The following is a 21,568-nucleotide window of genomic DNA, read 5'->3' as shown; positions in this document are numbered from 1 at the left end:
ATGGCGGACGACAGGCCGGGGGTGGGGAGATCCGGAGACGGCGGCCATGGCGAAGAGCCGCACGGCGGCTTGGCTGACGGCTTGGCGGACGGAGGTTCCGACGGCTTCGCCGGGCACGAGGCCGCGCCGGGGCGCGGCGAGACCGCGGAAGGCGGGTCCGCGGGCCGCGACGGGTCGGGCTGGTTCGACGGCGTCGAGGCCCGTGACCGGGTGGACGGCCGCGGTGCCGGCGCCCGGCTCGGCGAGACCGCGGACGACGGAGGATTTGCCGGCCGCGGCGGGACGGACGCCTGGGACGGTGCTCCCGGACGCGAGCGCGGGCCGAGCGGTGAAGGGTCTGCGGGCCGCGGCAGCGCCGACGACCGTGCCGGGACGGACGCCTGGGAAGGCTCCCGGGGACGCGAGGACGCGCCCGACAGCGGAGGACCCGCCGGGCGCGCCGACGCTGCCGGAAACAGCGGCGGCGCGGGGCGGGGGCGGCCCGAGATGCCGGCGTTCCGCAGGTTCCGCGACTTGGAGGCGGCGGAAGCGGGGGCGCCGGCTGCCGAGGCGATTCCTCGGCGGCGCAACGCGCCGGGCGACGGGCCGGGCGACGGGCCGGGCGCGCCGACCGACGGTCGGGCAGCTGCAAGCGAGTCCGAACCCGCGGCGGATGGTGGGCTGCCGCGTCGGGTGACGGACTTGCCGGTGACCCCGGTGACCCCGGTGACCCCGGACCCGGTGGCTTCGGCCGACTCGGCTGCTTCGGAAGGCTGGGGACCGCGACCGGGAGTCGCCGCGCCGCGGACCACCGGTCCCTCGCGGCCCGCGGGTCAGGCAGCAGCCTCGGAAGACCACGTCGCGCCCCGGCCGGCCGACTCGTCCGGCATGCCGACCGCCGACCCGTGGAACACCGCGCGACGGGAAGCCGCAGGCGCGGCCTCCACGCAGCCGCGGACTCCCACACCGACGGCTCGCGGCGGAAATTCCGTGCCGCCTCCGGGTCCCGCCGCTCCCGAGCCGGGGTTCGCGGCGCTCGGGCGGCTGGTGGAGGGGCTTGGCGGCGGATCGTCGGTGCCCGCGGCGCCGGGCGGTTCGGCTCCGGGCGAGACCTGGCAGGCCGCTGCCGCCGATGCTTCCGCCTCGGACGCCGGCCGCCGCTCCGGTGCGTCCGCGGAATTGCCGCGGCGGGTTGATCTGTCGCGCGCGGGTGACGCGCGGCGCGGCGACATGCGGCCGTCCGGTGCGCGTGCCGGGGTGGCCGGACAAGGTCCGGAAGCCGCCGACCGGCCGCGGGGCGATCTGCCGCCGCAGCGGCCCGGCGAGGTCGCGAACCCGTACGGCCCCGGCTTCGACGACGGCGACAGCGGGTTCGGCGCGGCGGTCCGCCCGCCGGGGGCGTCGCCGCAAGGCGCTCCGGGGCGCGCGAGCGGGTCCGTGGACCGTACCGCGGCTGCGGAGACGCGGCAGCCGGACTTCGGCGGGGCCGGAGACGGCCCCCAGGCGCCTCGTCCGACGGGCGGGGCCTCCGGAGACACCGCGGCGCTGCGCCCGCCGGTCGGGGACGCGTCGTCGACCGATCCGCGCGGCCGCGCGCCGCACGGACACCCCGCCGACGACTCCGCGGCACGGCTGCCGCAGGGCAGGCGGCCGGGCCTCGGTGACGGTCGTCGCGCGCCCGAGCCGGAGTTCGGGGCCGCGAGGCCCGGTGGCGACACCGCGTCGCTGCGCCCGCCGACCGGTGGCGCCGCGTCGGCTGATCCGCGCGGCGGCGTGGCGCCTGGACGTTTTCCCGACGACACTGCGCCGCAGCCGCAGCCGCCCCACGGCGGCCTGCGCGCGCCCGTCGACATGCGCCGGGCTCCCAGGCCGGACTCCGGGGGCGTGGCGGGGCCGAGCGGCGATGCTTCCGCGTCGGGGCTTCCGCGCGGTGGAGTGCCAGGGCCGGGCGACGGGCGGCGTGGCACCGAGCCGCTGGGGCTCCACGGGGCGGCCGACGGCGTGCCCGGGGGTCGGCCCGGCGAGGGCCTCACGCAGCCCGGCGAAGGCGTCGCTCAGCCCGGTGGGGATGGCGCGCGCCCGACACACCCGGGTGCCGGCACGCCCCCGGCCGGCGACGACGGCCCCACTCACCGCCACACGCCCGAACACGGACCCGACCGCGCCGCGGGCCAGGCGCCCGCGTCCGGGCGTCGGCCCGGCGAGGCGCCTTCCGAGCCCGGTCAGGACAGCGCGCGTCCGGCTTCGCCCGGCCACCGTGCTCCCCGGCGCGGCCAGGCGTCGTCCCAGGAACCCGACGGTGGCGGCGCGCGTCCGGCGGCGCCCGGCCATCGGGCGTCCGACCGCGGGCGGGCCGCGCATGCCGGGCGGGGCGGCGACGTCGTGCCGCTGCGTCCGCGGAGGTCCGGACACGGCGGCGAGCCCGGGCACGCGGCGGGGCGCGGGGCACGCGGCGGCGTGTCGCGGCTGTTCCGCGCCGAAGGCATGTCCGGCACCACGTCCGAACTCCCGGAGCCGGTCGGCACGCCCGGCGAGCCCGGTGATCCGTCCGCGGCGCCCGGTCCCGACCGGGGGAGCGACGCCAAGCGTTCCGCCGACGACCGCGGCCGTCCGCACGACGAGCGCGGCGCCGGCCACGCCGACGCCGGTCACGACGGCGCGCCCGGGGACGGCAACGGTCCCCAGGGCCCTCGCGGCCCCCAAGGCCCGCGCGGTCCCGGCGGCGACGGACCCGACGGCCCCGACGGGCCGCAAGGCCCCGACGATCCGGACGACCCCGACACCTCCGACTTCCCCGAGCACCCCCACACCGACGAACCCACCGGCCGCCGCCGGCTCCTCGGCGCCGTCTGGCCGCCCCGCGTCAGCCGGGCCCAACTGATCGTCGGGCTGCTGCTGTTCGCGCTCGGGGCCGGGCTCGCCATCCAGGTCCGCAGCAACACCGAGTCCGATCCGCTGCGCGGGGCGCGCGAGTCCGACCTGGTGCGGATCCTCGACGAACTCGAACAGCGCACCCAGCGCCTCGACTCCGAGAAGCACCGGCTCGAAGTGGCCCGCGACCAACTGGAAAGCAGCAACAACCGGGCCGAGGAAGCCCGTCAGCAGACCGAGCAGCGCGCCCAAGTCCTCGGCATCCTCGCGGGTACCGTCAAAGCCACCGGCCCGGGCATCACGCTGACCATCAACGACCCGCTCGGCAACGTCCGCCCCGACATGCTGCTCGACACGCTGCAGGAACTCCGCGCGGCGGGCGCCGAGGCGATCCAGATCAACCAGGTCCGGGTCGTCGCGTCCACGTGGTTCGACGAACCGACGCAGGGTCAGATCGTCGTCGACGGGCAGCGCGTGACCGCGCCGTACACGTTCAAGGTCATCGGCAACCCCCAAGACCTGCAACCTGCTTTGAACATCCCCGGCGGTGTGATCCGCACCCTGGAGAAGAAGCAGGCCCAAGCCGTGGTGACGCCCTCTCAGCAGGTCGTCGTCGACGCCTTGCGGGTGCCGACGGCGCCTGACTACGCTCGCACGGCACCGGGCGACGACAAGGGCTGACCCCGCGATGATCGAGACCTGACAGAATCGTCGTGAGCGGCGGCGGACCAGCGCTGCCGGCCCGCCGTACCCGCAGTTCCGGGCAGCGCCATCCGGCGGCCCACGAGGCGACACGAGGCAAGGAAGACAGGACGGATCCCGCATGTATCCCGAGGACCTCACGTACACGGCGGAGCACGAGTGGGTGCGCTCCCTCGGCGACGTGGACGGGACCGTGCGGATCGGCATCACCGAATACGCGCAGGACGCCCTCGGCGACATCGTGTTCGTGACGCCGCCTCGGGTCGGCGCGGTCGTCGAAGGCGGCACGCCGTGCGGCGAACTGGAGTCGACGAAGAGCGTCAGCGACGTCTACGCCCCCGTCAGCGGAACCGTTGTCGCCGTGAACGACGTGCTGGATACCGTGCCCGAACTCGTCAACTCCGACCCGTACGGCGACGGTTGGATGTTCGAGGTACGCCCCGACGACCCCGCCGCGCCCGGCGCGCTGTGGGACGCCGCGACGTACGTCAAGAGCCTGGACGCCTGACCGATCATGAACGCGTCGGGTGTCCCGCGGATCTTCCGCACCATTTCGAGTACAACCTTTTTCTGCACGACATTGAGTACAACCTTCAGTACAACTACGACATGTACCTGCCCCATGGGCGGGCCTGGCTCTCTCGGGGAGGTTCTCGCGTGAAGTTGTTCGCGAGGCTGTTCGGTCGTTCGCGTCGCGCGGAGCAGGAGGCGCCGCAGCAGCCTCCGGCCGGCGTGCCGTACCCCGGGACCGGTCCGGCCGCTCCGGGCGCGGTTCCGCCGGGCGCCGCGTCCGGCGCCGACCCGCGGATAAGCGGAGGCCATCCGGGCGCTCCGGCGCCGCAGCCGTACGGCGGTCAGCCGCAGCCCGGGCCGGTGCCGTACGGCGCGCCAGCCGACACGATCTCGTGCGCCAACTGCGGCAACCCGAACCCGGCCGGCAGCCGCTTCTGCTCCAACTGCGGCAACCCGCTGCGGCCGGACGTCGAACGCCCGTCCGAGCAGACGTCGACGATCTCGATCACCGGCATCGAGGCCCTCGACGCCGAACCCGCGCCGCGCGAGGTCCTCAGCCCCGAGGCGCAGGCCGCGGTCGAGGCCCTCCCGCCGGGCACCGCCCTGCTGGTGGTACGCCGCGGACCGAACTCGGGCAGCCGCTTCCTCCTCGACTCGGACCGCACCACCGCGGGCCGCCACCCGGAGAGCGACATCTTCCTGGACGACGTGACGGTGTCCCGCCGCCACGCGGAATTCCGGCGCGGCGCCGCCGGGTTCACGGTCGCCGACGTGGGCAGCCTCAACGGCACCTACGTCGGACGGCAGCGCATCGACGAGGTGCCGCTCGCGGCCGGCGACGAGGTACAGATCGGCAAGTACCGCCTGGTGTTCTTCCCGAGCCGCCACGCGCAGATCGGCAGCGGGGAGCACGCGTGACATCAACGCCGCCGCGGGCCGGCGGCGGACGTGCGCTGGTCGGTATCGGCGAGGTGATGGCGCTGCTGCGTCCGGAGTTCCCGGACGTCAGCGTCTCCAAGATCCGCTTCCTGGAAGCGGAAGGCCTCGTCGAGCCGCAGCGCACGCCCTCGGGCTACCGCAAGTTCGGACCGTCGGACCTCGACCGCCTGCGCTACGTGCTGCGCGCCCAGCGCGACCAGTACCTGCCGCTCAAGGTGATCAAGGACCACCTCGACGCCATCGACCGCGGCCTGGAACCGGCCGAGGACGGCCTCGGCGCGGCCTTGGCCGCCGCCGACGCGTCACCCCCGGCCCCGGTGTACTTCACCCGGGCCGAACTGCTGGCGGCGGCGGGGATAGACGACGCGGCCCTCACCCGCCTGGAGGAATTCGGGCTGATCGAGGCGCGGCGGGTGGTGGAGGTCGCGGGGCCGGAGGCCGGGGGTGCGGACTCCGACGCCGCGGCCGGCGTTCCGGCGGCGCGGGGGAGCAGCGCGGGAGCAGCCGCAGCCGTGCGGGCGTTCGAGCCCGGGCGCGCGGCGGACGATGGTGTGAAGGGTGGCGCGGGCGCCGACGTGGTCACGGGTGACGTCGGCTTTGCGGTGCCGGGCGTGTCGGCGGATGTACGGACGGTCGACGCCGTCGACTCGGCTGTGACCGGGCCTAGCGGTGGCGTCGGGGCCGTGCGCGACGCCGCTGCCGACGTGGTGCCGGGCGACGGTGCCGCGATGGCGGTCGACGTCTTGTCGGCGCAGGTTCTCGACGCCCAATGGAACGGTTCTGCGGGACCGCCGGCGGCGCGTGGGGCCGCCGACGCGATGGATGCCGCCGATGCGGCGCCGGACGACGCCCCGGGCTCGGGGCGGACGACCGATGCCGGCGCGGATGCCATGTCGAGCGACGTGCCTTCCGCCCGTGCCGCTGTGGCGCCGGAGCCGACCGACACCCAGGCCGCGGTGCCCGGGGAACCGGCTCCGGCTGCCGACGATGCCGCGGCGACAGCCTCGGCCGCCCCGAAGACTCAGCCCGCCGCGGCGGCCACGGCGGAGACGGCGGACGAGGCGGCTGCGGTGTCGGGCGACTCGGCCGCGGCCGCCGCGCCCGACAGCCCCACCGACGCGCCGTCGACGGCGCCCGCAGCCCTGACGTCCTCCTCGGGGCCCGAAGCGGCCCGGGCCGCCCACCGGGCGCCCGACGCCGACGCTGCGGACACCGAGGCGAAGGCCGCCCCGGGCGCCGCAGAGACGCGCACCGATGCCCCGGACGGCCCCGTGGCGGACACGACCGGTCGGAACCGACCCGACGATGTCCTCCAAGGCCCCTTGGCCGACGTGCGCGACCAGGCACGGCCCGGCGGCTCCGATACCCCCCTGGGCCCCGCGGCCGACGCGGGTTATCAGGGGCAGGACGGCGGCGGTGTCGGGACTCTCCCCGGCCCCGCAGCCGACTCGCGTGTCCAGGAGCAACCGGGCGCCGACGATGCTCTCGACACGACCGCAGGGGAGGCCGCGTCGTCCTCTCGCGCGCCGGACCGGGAGCGACCCGGTGCCGGCCATGCTGTCGGGACCGCCGCGGGGGAGAACACGTCGTCCTCGTCGTCCCCCCACGCGCCCGAGCGGCCTATGGTCGGTGGCCCCACGGCCCCGCCGCCGATCGCCACCCAGACCGGTGCGGCATCGTCCGCCGAGGCCAAGCCCGCCGCCCGCCCGGCCTCCGCACGCGCCACGGCGTCCGGCGCCGACCCGGTCCCCCGGACCGTCCTCCGCTACGACGGCGACGCCCTCGTCGTCGCCCGGCTCGTCACCGCGCTGGGCGAGTACGGCCTCGAACCGCGCCACCTGCGCCAGGTCAAGGCGGCCGCCGACCGCGAGGCCGCGCTGGCCGAGCAGATCGTCGCGCCGTTGCTGCACCGCCGCGGCGCGGGAGCCAAGTCCGGCGCCGAGGAAACCGTCCGCGACCTGCTCTCCCTCACCTCCCGCCTCCACACCGTCCTGGTCAGCTCCGCCCTACGCCCCCTCCTGGACCGCTGACCGACAGCGGCCTCCGCCGCGCACAGGCGCACGCGGCGGACGGCCGCCGCGCCACGACAGCTCGCGTCCCGAACGACACACCGCGCCGCCGGACGGCGAGGCAACGGCGTGTCGCGGGCCCCGAGGGGCCGAACAGCACACCTCGCGATCGACATCGCCGCCCGCTCGGCTTGGACGCCCGGCTCCGCCCGCCGGCAGTCCGCGGCTCAACCCGGCCCCGGACCGGATGCCGCCGACTCGCCGCCGGTCCGTCGTGGCCGTGTCGAGCAGGTGGGGTCCGCGGACTCGCGCGCCCGCAGTTCCCGCCCGCCGACGGCGCAGCCCATCCGCCTCCTCACCCGTCCCGCGCCCGCCCCTCGCCAGGCCAAGCGCTCCCAACACCCCATGCCACCCCCCTCCTCACCCATCCGGCCCCCGCCCTCTCGCCCCCTCCTCCACAGCCCCTCAGCGCGGCCGATTCCGTTGCAGTCATGTGAAATTCCGGGGGGTGCACGTTTACCGGCGGCGGAGAAAATGCGACGAATCCGTGTGCGAATGGGGCCGGGGGGATCTGTGCTCGTCACCCGAGCGCGCTAGTGTGGCGATGTGAACGAGCTTGAGGTCGTGGGCGTCCGGGTGGAGATGCCTTCCAACCAGCCGATCGTTCTCCTCAAGGAGACCGGCGGCGATCGCTACCTGCCGATTTGGATCGGGCCCGTGGAGGCGACGGCGATCGCCTTTGCGCAGCAGGGCGTGGTGCCGGCTCGGCCGTTGACGCATGACCTGTTCCGGGATGTGCTCGAGGCACTTGGTCAGGAGTTGACCCGAATCCGGATCACGGATCTGCGTGAAGGGGTGTTCTACGCCGAGTTGGTCTTCGCGAACGGGACCGAGGTCAGTGCCCGGCCGTCCGACGCGATTGCGCTGGCGCTGCGTACCGGGACGCCGATCTTCGGTGCCGAGGCGGTGCTCGACGAAGCGGGGATCGTCATTCCGGACGAGCAGGAGGACGAGGTCGAGAAGTTCCGGGAGTTCCTGGACCAGATCTCGCCCGAGGATTTCGGCACGACGAGTCAGTGACAGGCCACCCGTGACAAGCCGGTAGTCGGGCGACGTCGGGCAATCAGTACCGGGTACTTCCGGAGCCGGTCCGCGTGGGCGCGGGCCGGCTTTCCGTTTCGACGTCGCAACCCTTGCGCGATCGAGTGAAATACGCCGATCTGCCCGGCCACCCGAACGGGCCGATTCGATCAACTGGGGTGCGGAACCGACAGAGGGCGGTCGCCATGCGTACCCTTGTTGCCGAGTATCCAAACGCAGATTGAGAGATGCGTCACTCGGCGTGCCGAATGCGGCGGTCGTTGACGCGCTGTGGGTGACTGCCTACCGTCGAAATCGACAGTTCCGGGGGTGAGCCGTGCGCGTTGCACTCCGCCGCATGCGGCCCGGGACTCACGGCATTCCTCTCGCCGCAGGCAGGTGCGGGGAGACGAAACGGAGGTCGGCGTGAGCAGCACCGGCGACTTTGCGGGCGAAGCCCGCGCGGCCCGCCCGCTGACGCCGCACGGCGTGCCCCGGGAAGCGGCGTCCGCCGACGAGTCCGGCGAGGTCGGCTACCGCGGCCCCACCGCGTGTGCCGCGGCCGGCATCACCTACCGCCAGCTCGACTACTGGGCCCGTACGCAGCTCGTCGAGCCGAGCATCAGACCGGCGCACGGCTCCGGCACGCAGCGTCTGTACAGCTTCCGCGACATCCTCGTCCTCAAGATCGTCAAGCGGCTCCTGGACACCGGGGTCGGCTTGCAGAACATCCGTGTGGCGGTCGCCCACCTGCGCGGGCGGGGCGTCGAGGACCTGGCCGGGATGACGCTGATGAGCGACGGCGCGAGCGTGTACGAGTGCACCTCGTACGACCAGGTCGTCGACCTGGTGCAAGGCGGCCAGGGCGTCTTCGGCATCGCCGTGGGCGCGGTGTGGCGCGAGGTCGAGGCGTCGCTGGGCCACCTGCAGGGTGAGCGCCCGGACACCGGCGAGGTCATCTACCGCGCCCATCCCGCCGACGAACTCGCCCGCCGCCGCCGGGAGCGGGCGGGCTGATCCGGCCACCCGCCGGAACCGCCGCCGCGGTCCGCGGCGTCCCTTCCGGCATGGCTCACCGGTTGGTTCCCGCCCGGCTCGCCCGCGCGCTGCGGACGCGTCGGCGGCAGCGCATCGCGTTCCAGACCACCGTCCTCGTGACCGTGCTCGGCCTTGCCCCCGTGACGTGGATGTACGCGGTCGCGGGCGGCCGCCTGCGCACGGTCTCCGATGTGCCGCCGACGCCGGTCGCGTTGGTGCTCGGGGCGGGGATCAAGGACGGCGAGCCGTCCCGGCTGCTGGCGCGTCGCCTGGACGTGGCTTTGGACCTGTACCGGGCGGGCAAGGTGAAGGTGCTGCTGGTGTCCGGCGACAACGGCCGGGACTCGTACAACGAGCCGGATGTGATGCGCCGTTACCTGGTCGCTCGCGGAGTGCCGGAGAAGCAAGTTGTCGCCGACTATGCGGGATTCTCGACTTGGGACTCCTGCGTACGCGCCAAGAAGGTGTTCGGGGTCGACCGGGCGATCGTGGTGACCCAGACGTTCCATCTGCGCCGTGCTCTCGCATTGTGCGACGCGGCCGGGGTGACGGCCTACGGGGTGGGCGACGACTCGCTGCACGGCGAACTGATCGGCGTAACGCTGTACGGCGGCTTCCGCGAGGTGTTCGCGGCGTACAAGGCTCTCGGCGAGGCGGTGCTGAAACCGGAACCGCAGGCGCTCGGCCCGCACGAGCCCGGCGTCGACGAGGGCTTGGCCGCGGCCCGCTGAACCGTCCGCGGAAGCGGCTGCCGAGCGCCCTCGCGAACCCCTTGCGCCCGTGCGGGGTGTGCCGCCGCCGGGATGTCGCACCGATGCGCGATCATCGGAGGAAATGCGACAGAAGCCGGGCATCCTGCATCTCGACATGGACGCGTTCTACGCGTCGGTCGAACAGGCCGCCAAACCGAGTCTGCGCGGCAAACCGGTCGTCGTGGGCGGCATCGGCGGCCGCGGGGTGGTGGCCACCGCGTCCTACGAGGCGCGACGGTTCGGCGTGCGCTCCGCCATGCCCACCGCGGAGGCGCGGCGGCGCTGCCCGAACGCGGCGTTCCTGATCCCGCGCTTCACCGCGTACCGGGACGTCAGCGAGCGCGTCATGGGCCTGCTCGGGCAACTGTCGCCGCTGGTCGAGCCGCTGAGCCTGGACGAGGCGTTCGTCGACCTGGAGGCCGGCCCGCACGGCGAGGAACTCGACACCGCGGGCGCGACCGAGCTCGCGGTACGCCTGCGCGCCGACATACGGGCCGCCACCGGCCTCACCGCGTCCGTCGGCCTGGCCACGTCCAAGCTGGTCGCCAAGATCGCCTCGGAGGCCGCCAAGCCCGACGGCCTCGTGGTCGTTGCACCCGGTGAAGAGCACGCCCTGCTCGACCCGTTGCCGGTACGGGCGTTGTGGGGTGTCGGCCCGGCCACCGCCGAGCACCTGCGCAAGGTCGGCATCACCACCATCGGCGAGCTGGGCGCGGCCGACCCGGACGAGCTGGTCCGGATGTTCGGCCAGGCCCACGGCCGCGGCCTGCACGACCATGCGCTCGGCATCGACGACCGGCCGGTGGTCGCGGAACGGGATGCCAAGTCGGTGTCCGTCGAGGACACCTTCGAAGTCGACCTGGTCGACCGGGCCCGGGTGGCCGCCGAACTCGACCGCTTGGCCGCCCGCTGCGTCGAACGCCTGCGCGCCGCGGGCCGGTCCGGCCGCACCGTCGTGGTGAAGATGCGGCGCTACGACTTCAGCACGCTGACCCGCTCGGAGACGTTGCGCGCCCCGACGGACGACTTGGCGGTGGTCCGGGAAACCGTGCACCGCCTGGCCGCGCAGGTCGACTTCACCGGCGGCCTGCGGCTGCTGGGCGTGGGCGTCGCGTCGCTGGCGGACTTCGCCCAGCAGGATCTGTTCGGGGAAGTCGCGGGGGCGGACGTCGGGTTCGCCGGGGGCGGCGACGAGGCGGCCGACCTGGAGGTGGGGAAGGCGGCGGACGAGGACGCGGCCCCGGCTGCGGCGGGCACCGGCGAGCCCGCCCCGGGCGAGGAGGCCGCGGCCGAGCACGGCCCCGAGGACGGCGCCTACGGCCCCGTCCCGGTCTTCCACCCCGGCCGCTTCGGCAACGCCAAGTGGCTCCCCGGCCAAGACGTGACGCACACCGAGTACGGCCCCGGCTGGGTCCAAGGCAGCGGCGTCGGCCGCGTGACCGTGCGCTTCGAGACACCGGGCTCGGCGCCCGGGCGGGTGCGGACGTTCCCGGTGGACGACCCGGACGTGACGGCATCGGCGCCGCTGCCGCTGGTGGCGGAGGGGGAGCCGCCGCAGGGCGGGTGAGGATCGCGGCGCACAGCGGCGGCTGCGCCTTCCCGTCAACTACCCGCGTAGACCCCCTCTCTCCGTTCCCCCGGGTGATCTTCCGCCTATCCGTCGGCGGCGCACTGGTAGCGTTGAGGGCGCACCAACAGTCGCGCGGGAGAGTCCCGGACACCGATCCGGGCGCCGAAGGAGCAACCCCTCCCCGGAATCTCTCAGGCACCCGTACCGCGTGGCCATGGGCACTCTGGAAAGCAGTCCCGTTCGGGTTCCGCCGGTTTTCCGGCGGAGTGCGGCCGGGGCTCACCGACGGTGAAAACCCGTTCCGCGTTTCTGCGGCGCCCGGGTGAAGCTCTCAGGTATCGATGACAGAGGGGGAGGCAGAGAGGTCGCGCGACCCGCGCGGTCTCCTCCGCGACACTGGAGGCCTCCACGTGAGCTCGTCGTCATCGCACCACGCGTCCGGTCCCGGCAGCCTCGCCGCGCTCGAGGCCGCGTCGCCGTTCACCACCCGGCACATCGGCCCGGATGCCGACGAGCAGGCCAAGATGCTGGCGCACGTCGGCTACGGCTCGCTCGACGAGCTGACCGACGCCGCCGTCCCCGGCGCCATCCGCACCCTCGAGGCGCTCGACCTGCCCGCCGCGGTCACCGAGGCCGACGTGCACGAGCAGCTCCGCGCCCTCGCGTCGCGCAACACCGTGCTGCGGCCGATGATCGGCCTCGGGTACTACGGCACCCACACGCCGCCGGTCATCACCCGCAACGTGCTGGAGAACCCGGCCTGGTACACGGCCTACACGCCCTACCAGCCGGAGATCTCGCAGGGCCGCCTCGAAGCGCTGCTGAACTTCCAGACCATGGTCGCCGACCTCACCGGCCTCCCGGTCTCGGGCGCGTCGCTGCTCGACGAAGGCACCGCCGCCGCCGAGGCCATGACGCTCGCGCGCCGCGCCGGACGGGCCAAGAGCAACGTGTTCGTCGTGGACGCGGCGTGTCTGCCGCAGACGATCGCCGTGGTGCGGACGCGTGCCGAGGCGCTCGGCATCGACGTCGTCGTCGCGGACACCTCCGCGGGGCTGCCCGAGGGCGAGTTCTTCGGTGCGCTGCTCCAGTACCCGGGTGCCGACGGCCGGGTGCGCGACCTCGCGCCGCTCATCGCGGACGCGCACGGCCGCGGGGCGCTCGTCGCGGTCGCCGCCGACCTGCTCGCGCTCACCCTGCTCGCCTCGCCCGGCAGCATGGACGCCGACATCGCCGTCGGCACCACCCAGCGGTTCGGCGTGCCGATGGGCTTCGGCGGCCCGCACGCCGGCTACATGGCGGTCCGCGACAAGCTCGCCCGTTCGCTGCCCGGCCGCCTCGTGGGCGTCTCCGTCGACGCCGCGGGCGACCAGGCCTACCGCCTCGCGCTCCAGACCCGCGAGCAGCACATCCGCCGGGAGAAGGCCACCAGCAACATCTGTACCGCGCAGGTGCTGCTCGCCGTCATGGCCGGCATGTACGCGGTCTACCACGGCCCCGAGGGCCTTGCTGCGATCGCCCGCCGCACCCACCGGTACGCCGCGGTGCTGGCCGCCGGGCTGCGCGCGGGCGGGGTCGAGGTCGCGCACGGCGCGTTCTTCGACACCGTGCACGTCCGTGTCCCGGGCCGGGCGGCCGCGGTGCGCGAGTCGGCGCGCGGCGAAGGCGTCAACGTGTACCAGGCCGACGACGACCACGTGTCGATCAGCTGCGACGAGACCACCACCCGCGAGGACCTCGCCGCCGTGTGGCGTGCCTTCGGCGTCGCCGGGCAGGACGTCGCGGCGCTGGACGAGGCCACTCCGGACGCGCTGCCCGAGGGGCTGCTGCGCACCGACGACTACCTGGCCCACCCGGTCTTCCACGCGCACCGCTCGGAGACGGACATGCTGCGCTACCTGCGCGGCCTCGCCGACAAGGACTACGCGCTCGACCGCGGCATGATCCCGCTCGGCTCGTGCACCATGAAGCTCAACGGGACGAGCGAGATGGAGCCGATCACCTGGCCCGAGTTCGCGCAGATCCACCCCTTCGCGCCCGCCGACCAGGCGGCCGGCTACCTGGAGCTGATCCACGGCCTCGAGGACGCCCTGGTCGCGGTCACCGGCTACGACAAGGTCTCCATCCAGCCGAACGCCGGGTCGCAGGGCGAACTGGCCGGGCTGCTCGCGGTGCGCGCCTACCACCGCGCCAACGGCGACACCGGTCGCGACGTGTGCCTGATCCCGTCGTCGGCGCACGGCACCAACGCGGCGAGCGCCGTGATGGCCGGGATGCGCGTCGTGGTGGTCGGCACCGGGGAGAACGGCGACGTCGACCTCGACGACCTCAAGGCCAAGATCGAGGCGCACCGGGACAGCCTCGCGGTGCTCATGGTCACCTACCCGTCCACGCACGGCGTGTTCGAGGAGCACATCGGCGACGTGTGCGCGCTCGTGCACGACGCGGGCGGCCAGGTGTACGTGGACGGCGCGAACCTGAACGCGCTGGTCGGTCTGGCGAAGCCCGGCGCGTTCGGTGCGGACGTGTCGCACCTGAACCTGCACAAGACCTTCTGCATCCCGCACGGCGGCGGTGGTCCGGGCGTCGGCCCGGTGGCGGTCCGCGAGCACCTCGCGGCGTACCTGCCGAACCATCCGCTGCAGCCGACCGCGGGCCCGGCGACCGGCGTGGGGCCGATCTCCGCGGCGCCGTGGGGGTCGGCGGCGATCCTGCCGATCTCGTGGACGTACATCCGCCTGATGGGCCCGGACGGCCTGAAGCGCGCCACCCAGGTCGCGGTGCTGAGCGCCAACTACATCGCCAAGCGCCTCGCGCCGCACTTCCCGGTGCTCTACACGGGGCCCGCGGACCTGGTCGCGCACGAGTGCATCGTCGACCTGCGGGGGATCACCAAGGCCACCGGCGTGACCGTGGACGACGTCGCCAAGCGGCTCGTCGACTACGGCTTCCACGCGCCGACGATGTCCTTCCCGGTGCCCGGGACGCTCATGATCGAGCCGACCGAGAGCGAGAACCTGCACGAGATCGACCGGTTCTGCGACGCCATGATCGCCATAAAGGCGGAGATCGACCGGGTCGGCGCCGGTGCGCTGCCCGCGGACGACAACCCGCTGGTCAACGCCCCGCACACCGCGGCCATGGTCGCGGCGGACACGTGGGAGCACGCCTACGGGCGGGAAGAAGGCGCGTTCCCGGGCGGCATGACGCCGGCCGGGAAGTACTGGCCGCCGGTGCGGCGCATCGACGGGGCATACGGCGACCGCAACCTGGTGTGCTCCTGCCCGTCGGTGGACGCCTACGAGAGCTGAGCCCCGACCCGCTCCGCCGTCACGGACAACGCCGGAGGGCCACACCCGATCGGGTGTGGCCCTCCGGCGCTCCCACGTCGTCGTGGGCGGGGATTGCGGTGCGGAGTACGCCTCCTGAGGCCCCCTCAGGCGGCGAGTCGGACGCGCGGGCGGTGCGGAGCGATCATGCGGCCGTCCGGCAGCAGTTCCCCCGTGTCGTCGAACAAGACCACTCCGTTGCACAGCAGGCTCCAACCCTGCTCGGGGTGGGCCGCGACCACGTGGGCGGCTTCCCGGTCAGGGCTGTCGGCCGGTGGGCATTGCGGTTGGTGCTGGCACATCGTCGTACCTTCTCGGTGTGTTCTCGCGATGCCTCGCGATGGGGCCGGACGCCTGCCGACCGGCCGGTGCGTTGGTCGTGCGTTCGTACGTGCGTTCCGGACACGACCTGACTCGTATCCGATCCCAGTCTCCGCCCGCGGAGGCGCTCCCGCAGCGGAATTCGCAGTTCTCACCCGAGCGCGTCACCGGGTTTCCACCGAGAGGGTCAGGCGAAGGCCGCGCGAGGACTATACGAGGGTTGCGCGAGGGGCGTGCGAGGACCGCGCGGGGGGTCAGGCCTGGGTCGTGGTGAGCACGTGCGCGCCGCGGGCGACCAGGGTGTGCGCGAGTTCCGCGGCCGGATACGGGCGCAGCGGCTGCACGCCCGGGGGTGCCGGGGCGAGCGGCACGAGGAGGTCCTGCCAGCCGGCCAGGTCGGCGAGCCAGAGGGCGACCGTGTAGAGGCCGGGGATGTGCAGCAAGCGCAGTTCGTAGTAGCCGCGTTCGACGTGCGGGAGGCTGCGGACGGTCGCGACGGCGGCGTCCGTGCCGGTGGTGAAGGGGCCCTCGGTGAACCGGGCCAGGGGAGGGCCGCCGACCGGTTCGGCGACCTCGACGGCGCCGACGGTGCGCCCGCGTTCGTGGATCAGCCAGCGCCAGCCGACCGGCCGCGCCGCCTCGACGCCGCGGCCCGCGGCGAGGTCGGCGAGGTCGATTTCGAACATCCGGTGCGGGCAGACGGCCGTCGGGCCCGGCACGTCCGGGTCGGCGTCGTCCGCCTCGGCGTCGGGAGAACCGGACGGGCCGGCGAACGCGGAGTCCGGGGGCGGTGCCGTGCGCCGGCGGGGCGTGGCGAGCACGGCTCGCACCGCCTCACGGGCGTGCTCGGGCGTTTCGGGCACACGCAGGACCATGAGACCGCCTCATTTCTGAAACAGCATCCAGGGTTACGCCGCGATGGGCGTGGGTCGAGAAAAAGCCGTCGAGAAAAAAGCCGCTGTGCCGGTCCGGGCCGGGCGGGTGCTGCGCCGCGCATGCAGGAACCGACCGTACAAGCCGGTCAGCGCATTGTACTTGAACGGATGCGAAAAGTAACGGACTGTGGGCGGTTTCCTGGTGGGAAGCGTCCGCTACTCGCCCGGTTGTGCGCTTTTGCCGGTGGGGCGAAGGGTGGCGATGCGCCAGGGGGAGCGGGTGGGGCGCACGGGGCGGCGCCCCCGGCGGGCGGGGGAGGAGCGGGGCGATATCGCGCCGGATCAGGGGCGTATCCGGGCTCGCGGCCCTGGTCGCGGCAAGGTCCGGCCGGTCCCCGGCCGGGGCTCACGCGAGGAACCCGGCGAGGACGTCGTCGAGGCTCGCGAGGCCGGCGATCCGGTCGTCGGCGCCCTGCACCAGCGCGAGGTGGGTGCGGCCCGCGCGCATGCGGGCGAGGACCGCGGCGAGGGTGGCATCGCCGCGGACGGTGTGCAGCGGGTGGACCGGCACGGTGGCGTCCGGCGCGCGGCCGAGGGTGTCGTGGACGTGCACGTAGCCGGTCACCCTGCCGTTCTCGACCACCGGGAAGCGGGACAATCCGGTGTCGACGGACGCGTGTTCGAGCACGTCCGCGGTGACCGGGCCGGGCAGCGTCCGCACGTCCGGCCACGGACGCATCGCCTGTTCGGCGGTACGGGACTGCAGCGTCAGCGCCGCCGACAGCCGGTGGTGCCCGCGTTTGTCGAGCAGCTGGTGCTCGCGGGACTCGGCGAGGACCGCCGGGAGTTCCTCCGCGGTGTAGACGCTGCGCACCTCGTCGACCGGGTGCACGCGGAACAGCCGCAGACAGCCGTTGGCCACGTGCCCCAGGAACCACAGGATCGGCGCGGTCACCCGGGAGAACACCCACAGCGGCGGGGTCAGCCACAGCGCGGACTCCTCCGGGCCCGCCAGCGCGATGTTCTTCGGCACCATCTCGCCGAGCACCATGTGGCAGAACACCACGATCGCCAGGCCGATCGCGAAGGCGGTGACGCTTGCGGCGCCGGACGGCAGGCCCAGGGCGTGCAGCGGGCTGTGCAGCAGGTGTTCGAGGGCGGGTTCGGCGACCGCGCCCAGCCCGAGCGACGCGACGGTGATGCCCAGCTGCGCGCCCGCGAGCATGACCGAGATCTGCTCCATGCCGCGCAGCACGACGCGGGCGCGGCGGGAGCCGGACTCGGCGAGCGGTTCGATGCGGGTGCGGCGTGCGGAGATCAGCGAGAACTCGGCGCCGACGAAGAAGGCGTTGGCGAGCAGCAGGACGACGGCGAGCGCGAGTTGGCCGGTCATCGGGCACCGTCCCGGGCGGCGTCGGCGGTGTCGGGGAGTGGCGCGACCTCGACCTGGTCGACGCGGAGCTTGTCCATCGCGGTGACGGTCAGGCGGCGGTCGTCCACGTCGACTTCTTCGCCGACGTACGGCACGTGCCCCAGGCGGGCGAGCACGAGGCCGGCGAGCGTGCTGTAGTCGCCCTCGGGCATCCGCCAGCCGCAGGCTTCCTCGACCTCGTCGGCGCGCAGCAGGCCGGAGAGCCGGGCCGCGCCTCCGGCGGCCCAGGGGAGCCGGGGCGGGGCGCTGGGCTCGTCCTGCGGGTCGTGCTCGTCGGCGAGGTCGCCGACCATTTCCTCGGCGAGGTCCTCGGCGGTGATGACGCCGGCGGTGCCGCCGTACTCGTCGACGACCACGGCGAGTTGGGTGTGGGCCTCGCGCAGGCGTTCGATGACCCGGTCGAGGTTCAGCGAGGTCGGCACCAGCACGGCCGGTCGGGCGATCGAGAGAACCGGTGTGGTCGCGCGGCTCGCGGCCGGGACGGTGAAGGCGTCGTGGACCACCGCGAGACGGTTCACTTCGTCGAGGGAGTCGCCGCGGACCGGGAACCGGCTGTGCCCGCTGTCCCGTGCGGCTTCCATGAGGTCGGCGACGGTGGCGTCGGACGGCAGGGACACCACGTCGGTGCGCGGCGTCATCGCTTCGTCGGCGCGCTTGTCGGCGAACCGCAGCGCGCGGTGCAGCACCTGGGCGGTGCCCGGGGGCAGGGCGCCTTCGGTCGCCGAGTGCCGGACGAGCCACATGAGTTCTTCGGCGGACCGGGCCGAGCCCAGTTCGTCCTCGGGTTCGATGCCCAGACGCCGGACGAAGAGGTTGGCGGACCGGTTCAGGAAGGTGATGATCGGCCGGAACGCGGTCGAGAACCCGGTCTGGAACGGGCCCGCGACGGCGGCGACCTGGAACGGCCGGGCGATGGACGCGTTCTTCGGCACGAGTTCGCCGAGCACCATCTGCACGGCCGACGCGATCACCAGCGACAGCGGCCCGGTGAGATTGCGGGCCGGCGCGTCGCCTACGCCCGGGATCGCCTTCACCGCGGGCTCCACCAGATGGGCGAACGCCGGTTCCGCGAGGTAGCCGGCGACCAGCGACGTGATCGTGATGCCGAGCTGCGCGCCGGACAGTTGGAAGGACAGCGTGCGCAGGCCCTTGAGGATCCGGCCCGCCGCGCGGTCGCCGTCGCGGGCGCGCTCTTCGACCTGGCTGCGCTCGACGGTGATGAGGGAGAACTCGGCGGCGACGAACATGCCGTTCGCGGCGATGAGAACGGCGAGCAGCAGCAGCGGCAACGCGACGTCGATCGCCCGTCTCCTCGGTCGGCCCCGTGCCGGGCCCGGCGAAGCGCACGGCCCCGGGTGGCGTCCGAGAACGGACACCACCCGGTCAGATTACGGCTGATTGCGTACAGGCGGGACATGCCACGCCCGGCGGATGCCGGTCCGCGGGTGCCGCGGACCGGCCGGAGGGCGTTAGGCCGGGATGGTGAACTGGTAGCCCTCCGCGATGAGCTGCGGGACCAGCTTCTTCAGCAGCTCGACGCTCATCTTCCGGTCGCCGCCGCCGTCGTGCATGAGGATGATGCCGGAGTTGCCCAACTGCTTCGACACCGTCGCCATGGCCTTGTCGACGCCCGGCTTCTTCCAGTCCTCGGTGTCGACGCTCCAGCCCAGCGAGCGCATGCCGAGCGACGCCGCGGTCTCCTGCACCAGCGGCGACCAGCCGCCGCCCGGCGCGCGGTAGAACGGCACCGGGGTGCCCGGCGACGCCTTGCCGATCGCGTCGAGGGCGTGCTGCATCTGGCCGCGGATCTCGTCGGGGGACTTCTTCGACAGCTGTTCGTCGTGGCTCATCGTGTGGTTGCACAGAGTGTGCCCGTCGGCCACCACCTTCTGCACCTCGGACGGCAGGTCGCGGGCCTGGTTGCCGACCATGCAGAACACGGCCTTGACGTTGTACTGCTTGAGGATCGCCAGGATTTCGTCGGTGTAGGTGTTCCACGGCCCGTCGTCGAACGTGAGCGACACCCACTTGCCCGGCTCGGTCCGGCCCGGCTTCGCCTGCACCGCGGACGACACCTTCGTCGGCGGCGCGGACGGCGACCCGGACGCGGAGGCCAGCGGCGGCGGCGGACTCGTCGAACCCTCGTACTGCCCTTCGCCGCCGCCGGGCGTCGCGTCCGGCGTCGTGCCCGGCGTGGCCGCCGCGGCCTTGGACGTGACGGTGTCCCCCGCCGCGGTCCAGACCAGGAAGCCGCACAGGAACACCGCGAGCACCGCGACCGCGGCCTGGAACGACATGCTGCGCACCGGCAACGAGAACATGGCAACCCCCCATGGTGGAGCGTGGATTCCGGGTGCCGTCCCCCCGGCGGCATGCCCGGACGGCCTGCCGGCGGACGGAGTCCGCCGACGCCGCCCACACCCTAGTGATCGCGAAATCCCCAGGGGAAGGGCGGTGGCCCGGCGGTCTTTCGGACCGGCCGGCCCGTCTGTCCGGATGACGCGCGGAGTCCCGCACATGGTTGCGTGATCGGGCGCACGTCCGACCGGACCGCGGGGTATCCCCCAGGGTGGACGACCGACAGCCCGACCGGGGCGGCCAACGGGGAGGTACGCCGATGGGAGAGAAAGTCGAGCAGATCGCGTTCACACCGTCCGACCGGCAGCGTTACCGGCACAAGGTGCGGCGCTGCCTGGAGACGCTCGAACGCATGCTCGCGGAACAGCGGTTCGAGAGCCCGCGCAAGCTCATGGGCGTGGAGATCGAACTGAACCTGACCGACGCCGACGGCCTGCCGTGCATGGTCAACGACGCCGTGCTCGACCGGATCGCCAGTCCGGACTTCCAGACCGAACTGGGGCAGTTCAACATCGAGGTGAACATCCAGCCGCACCGCCTGGCCGGCCCGGTGTTCTCCGAACTCGCCGAGGAACTCCGCACCAGCCTCGACTACGCCGACCGCAAGGCGGCCGAAGCCGGCGCCCGCATCGTCATGATCGGCATCCTGCCGACCGTCACCGACGCGCACATGGTGCTGGAGAACCTGTCGCACAACCCGCGCTACACGCTGCTCAACGACCAGATCCTCATCGCCCGCGGCGAGGACATCCGGCTGCGGATCGACGGTGTCGAACGGCTCGACACCACGTTCGCGACGATCGCGCCGGAGTGCCCGTGCACGTCCGTCCAACTGCACCTGCAGGTCACCCCGGAGAACTTCGCCCCGTTATGGAATGCCGCCCAGGCGATATCCGGCGTGCAAGTCGCGGTCGGGGCGAACTCGCCGTTCCTGTTCGGCCGCGAACTGTGGTGCGAGACCCGGCCGATCCTGTTCGAGCAGTCGTGCGACACCCGGCCCGAGGAACTGATCGCGCAAGGGGTCCGGCCGCGCACCTGGTTCGGCGAACGCTGGATCGACGGCCCCGTCGACCTGTTCGCGGAGAACCTGCGCTACTTCCCGCCGCTGCTGCCGATCTGCGACGACGAGGACCCGGTCGAGGCCCTGGACCGCGGCGACGTGCCGCACCTGCCCGAACTGCGGCTGCACAACGGCACCATCTACCGGTGGAACCGGCCGGTGTACGACGTCGCCCGCGGGAAACCGCACCTGCGGGTCGAGAACCGGGTCCTGCCGGCCGGCCCGACCGTCGCCGACATCATCGCGAACGCGGCGTTCTACTACGGCGTCGTGCGGTCCCTCGTGGAGGACGAACACCCGGTGTGGCAGCGGATGTCCTTCGCCGAAGCCACCGACAACTTCCACACCGGGGCCCGGCGCGGCATCGATGCGGAACTGTCCTGGCCCGGCCTCGGCCGCGTCCCGGTCACCGAACTGGTGCTGCGCGAACTCCTGCCGCGTGCCTACCGCGGCCTGGACGCCTGGGGCATCGACCCGCGCGAACGCGACGAGTACCTCGGCATCATCGAGCAGCGCTGCATCCGCCGCGTGAACGGCGCGTCCTGGCAGAGCGCGATGTTCCACCACGCCCGCGACGCGTTCGGCCTCGACCGGCTCGGCGCGCTGCGCACGATGACGCTCCGGTACGCCGAGCACATGCGCAGCGGGGAACCCGTCCACACGTGGCCGGTGCCCTGAGCCGGTATGCCCGGCCGAAACCCGCGGACCGGACCGCGGATCACCGTGTGTGGCGGACCTGT

The 21,568-nt window shown here is 73.6% G+C and carries 15 protein-coding genes and 2 riboswitches; of the genes, 10 read left to right on the top strand and 5 right to left on the bottom strand.

Annotation, left to right across the window (positions count from 1 at the left end; genetic code table 11):
- From ABEA93_RS42195 to gcvP, 9 genes are all read left to right on the top strand, one after another.
- Positions 1 to 3,531, top strand: a complete 3,531-nt coding sequence (locus ABEA93_RS42195; RefSeq protein WP_425585135.1) for a DUF881 domain-containing protein — start codon at positions 1 to 3, stop codon at positions 3,529 to 3,531.
- Between the two features lie 142 nt (positions 3,532 to 3,673).
- A complete protein-coding gene (gene gcvH, locus ABEA93_RS28345) occupies positions 3,674 to 4,060 on the top strand; it encodes a glycine cleavage system protein GcvH (protein WP_345678654.1) in 387 nt (128 codons plus the stop codon).
- Between the two features lie 149 nt (positions 4,061 to 4,209).
- Positions 4,210 to 4,983 carry a double zinc ribbon and FHA domain-containing protein gene (locus tag ABEA93_RS28340; RefSeq protein WP_345678653.1) on the top strand — a complete coding sequence of 258 codons (774 nt, stop codon included), beginning with the start codon at positions 4,210 to 4,212 and terminating at the stop codon, positions 4,981 to 4,983.
- Positions 4,980 to 7,034, top strand: a complete 2,055-nt coding sequence (gene ftsR / locus ABEA93_RS28335) for a transcriptional regulator FtsR (protein WP_345678652.1) — start codon at positions 4,980 to 4,982, stop codon at positions 7,032 to 7,034. The genes ABEA93_RS28340 and ftsR overlap by 4 nt, the downstream gene beginning before the upstream one ends.
- Before the next feature lie 585 nt (positions 7,035 to 7,619).
- Positions 7,620 to 8,093 (top strand): bifunctional nuclease domain-containing protein, encoded by a 474-nt coding sequence (locus tag ABEA93_RS28330; RefSeq protein ID WP_281473054.1) that lies wholly within the window; start codon positions 7,620 to 7,622, stop codon positions 8,091 to 8,093.
- Positions 8,094 to 8,519: 426 nt separating this feature from the next.
- The gene (locus tag ABEA93_RS28325) at positions 8,520 to 9,110 is read left to right on the top strand and encodes a MerR family transcriptional regulator (protein ID WP_423534849.1); all 591 of its coding nucleotides are present in this window, start codon (positions 8,520 to 8,522) and stop codon (positions 9,108 to 9,110) included.
- 50 nt (positions 9,111 to 9,160) lie between these two features.
- Complete coding sequence (locus tag ABEA93_RS28320; RefSeq protein ID WP_345678651.1) at positions 9,161 to 9,862, top strand: SanA/YdcF family protein; 702 nt, start codon at positions 9,161 to 9,163, stop codon at positions 9,860 to 9,862.
- Between the two features lie 103 nt (positions 9,863 to 9,965).
- Positions 9,966 to 11,450 carry a DNA polymerase IV gene (locus tag ABEA93_RS28315; protein ID WP_345678650.1) on the top strand — a complete coding sequence of 495 codons (1,485 nt, stop codon included), beginning with the start codon at positions 9,966 to 9,968 and terminating at the stop codon, positions 11,448 to 11,450.
- Positions 11,451 to 11,576: 126 nt separating this feature from the next.
- A riboswitch (glycine riboswitch) is annotated at positions 11,577 to 11,670 on the top strand.
- A 2-nt stretch (positions 11,671 to 11,672) separates the two neighbouring features.
- Positions 11,673 to 11,805: riboswitch (glycine riboswitch) on the top strand.
- Between the two features lie 142 nt (positions 11,806 to 11,947).
- Positions 11,948 to 14,764 carry an aminomethyl-transferring glycine dehydrogenase gene (gcvP, locus tag ABEA93_RS28310; protein ID WP_425585139.1) on the top strand — a complete coding sequence of 939 codons (2,817 nt, stop codon included), beginning with the start codon at positions 11,948 to 11,950 and terminating at the stop codon, positions 14,762 to 14,764.
- Positions 14,765 to 14,889: 125 nt separating this feature from the next.
- Here gcvP and ABEA93_RS28305 read toward each other — a convergent pair whose 3' ends face one another.
- From ABEA93_RS28305 to ABEA93_RS28285, 5 genes are all read right to left on the bottom strand, one after another.
- Entirely contained in the window at positions 14,890 to 15,084 is a 195-nt protein-coding gene (locus tag ABEA93_RS28305) for a DUF5999 family protein (RefSeq protein ID WP_345678648.1), read from the bottom strand.
- Positions 15,085 to 15,357: 273 nt separating this feature from the next.
- The gene (locus ABEA93_RS28300) at positions 15,358 to 15,978 is read right to left on the bottom strand and encodes a hypothetical protein (protein ID WP_345678647.1); all 621 of its coding nucleotides are present in this window, start codon (positions 15,976 to 15,978) and stop codon (positions 15,358 to 15,360) included.
- 406 nt (positions 15,979 to 16,384) lie between these two features.
- A complete protein-coding gene (locus ABEA93_RS28295) occupies positions 16,385 to 17,371 on the bottom strand; it encodes a hemolysin family protein (RefSeq protein ID WP_345678646.1) in 987 nt (328 codons plus the stop codon).
- Positions 17,368 to 18,699 carry a hemolysin family protein gene (locus tag ABEA93_RS28290; protein ID WP_345678645.1) on the bottom strand — a complete coding sequence of 444 codons (1,332 nt, stop codon included), beginning with the start codon at positions 18,697 to 18,699 and terminating at the stop codon, positions 17,368 to 17,370. Before ABEA93_RS28290 ends, ABEA93_RS28295 begins: the two co-directional genes overlap by 4 nt.
- Before the next feature lie 180 nt (positions 18,700 to 18,879).
- Positions 18,880 to 19,731 (bottom strand): polysaccharide deacetylase family protein, encoded by an 852-nt coding sequence (locus ABEA93_RS28285; protein ID WP_345678644.1) that lies wholly within the window; start codon positions 19,729 to 19,731, stop codon positions 18,880 to 18,882.
- A gap of 296 nt (positions 19,732 to 20,027) precedes the next feature.
- Between ABEA93_RS28285 and ABEA93_RS28280 the strand changes: the two genes are divergently transcribed.
- Positions 20,028 to 21,506 carry a glutamate-cysteine ligase family protein gene (locus ABEA93_RS28280; protein ID WP_345678643.1) on the top strand — a complete coding sequence of 493 codons (1,479 nt, stop codon included), beginning with the start codon at positions 20,028 to 20,030 and terminating at the stop codon, positions 21,504 to 21,506.
- Positions 21,507 to 21,568: the final 62 nt, after the last annotated feature.

Origin of the sequence: Yinghuangia aomiensis, assembly GCF_039542225.1 — a bacterium.
Taxonomy (GTDB): domain Bacteria; phylum Actinomycetota; class Actinomycetes; order Streptomycetales; family Streptomycetaceae; genus Yinghuangia; species Yinghuangia aomiensis.
The sequence above is the reverse complement of the archived record's forward strand: the minus strand, read 5'-3'. Positions and strand labels throughout refer to the sequence as shown.

Bases quoted from the DNA above. Each gene is read 5' to 3' on its own strand.
- ABEA93_RS42195 (WP_425585135.1), top strand. From the start codon at position 1: ATGGCGGACGACAGGCCGGGGGTGGGGAGATCCGGAGACGGCGGCCAT.
- gcvH (WP_345678654.1), top strand. From the start codon at position 3,674: ATGTATCCCGAGGACCTCACGTACACGGCGGAGCACGAGTGGGTGCGC.
- ABEA93_RS28320 (WP_345678651.1), top strand. From the start codon at position 9,161: ATGGCTCACCGGTTGGTTCCCGCCCGGCTCGCCCGCGCGCTGCGGACG.
- ABEA93_RS28315 (WP_345678650.1), top strand. From the start codon at position 9,966: ATGCGACAGAAGCCGGGCATCCTGCATCTCGACATGGACGCGTTCTAC.
- ABEA93_RS28305 (WP_345678648.1), bottom strand. From the start codon at position 15,084: ATGTGCCAGCACCAACCGCAATGCCCACCGGCCGACAGCCCTGACCGG.
- ABEA93_RS28300 (WP_345678647.1), bottom strand. From the start codon at position 15,978: ATGGTCCTGCGTGTGCCCGAAACGCCCGAGCACGCCCGTGAGGCGGTG.
- ABEA93_RS28295 (WP_345678646.1), bottom strand. From the start codon at position 17,371: ATGACCGGCCAACTCGCGCTCGCCGTCGTCCTGCTGCTCGCCAACGCC.
- ABEA93_RS28285 (WP_345678644.1), bottom strand. From the start codon at position 19,731: ATGTTCTCGTTGCCGGTGCGCAGCATGTCGTTCCAGGCCGCGGTCGCG.
- ABEA93_RS28280 (WP_345678643.1), top strand. From the start codon at position 20,028: ATGGGAGAGAAAGTCGAGCAGATCGCGTTCACACCGTCCGACCGGCAG.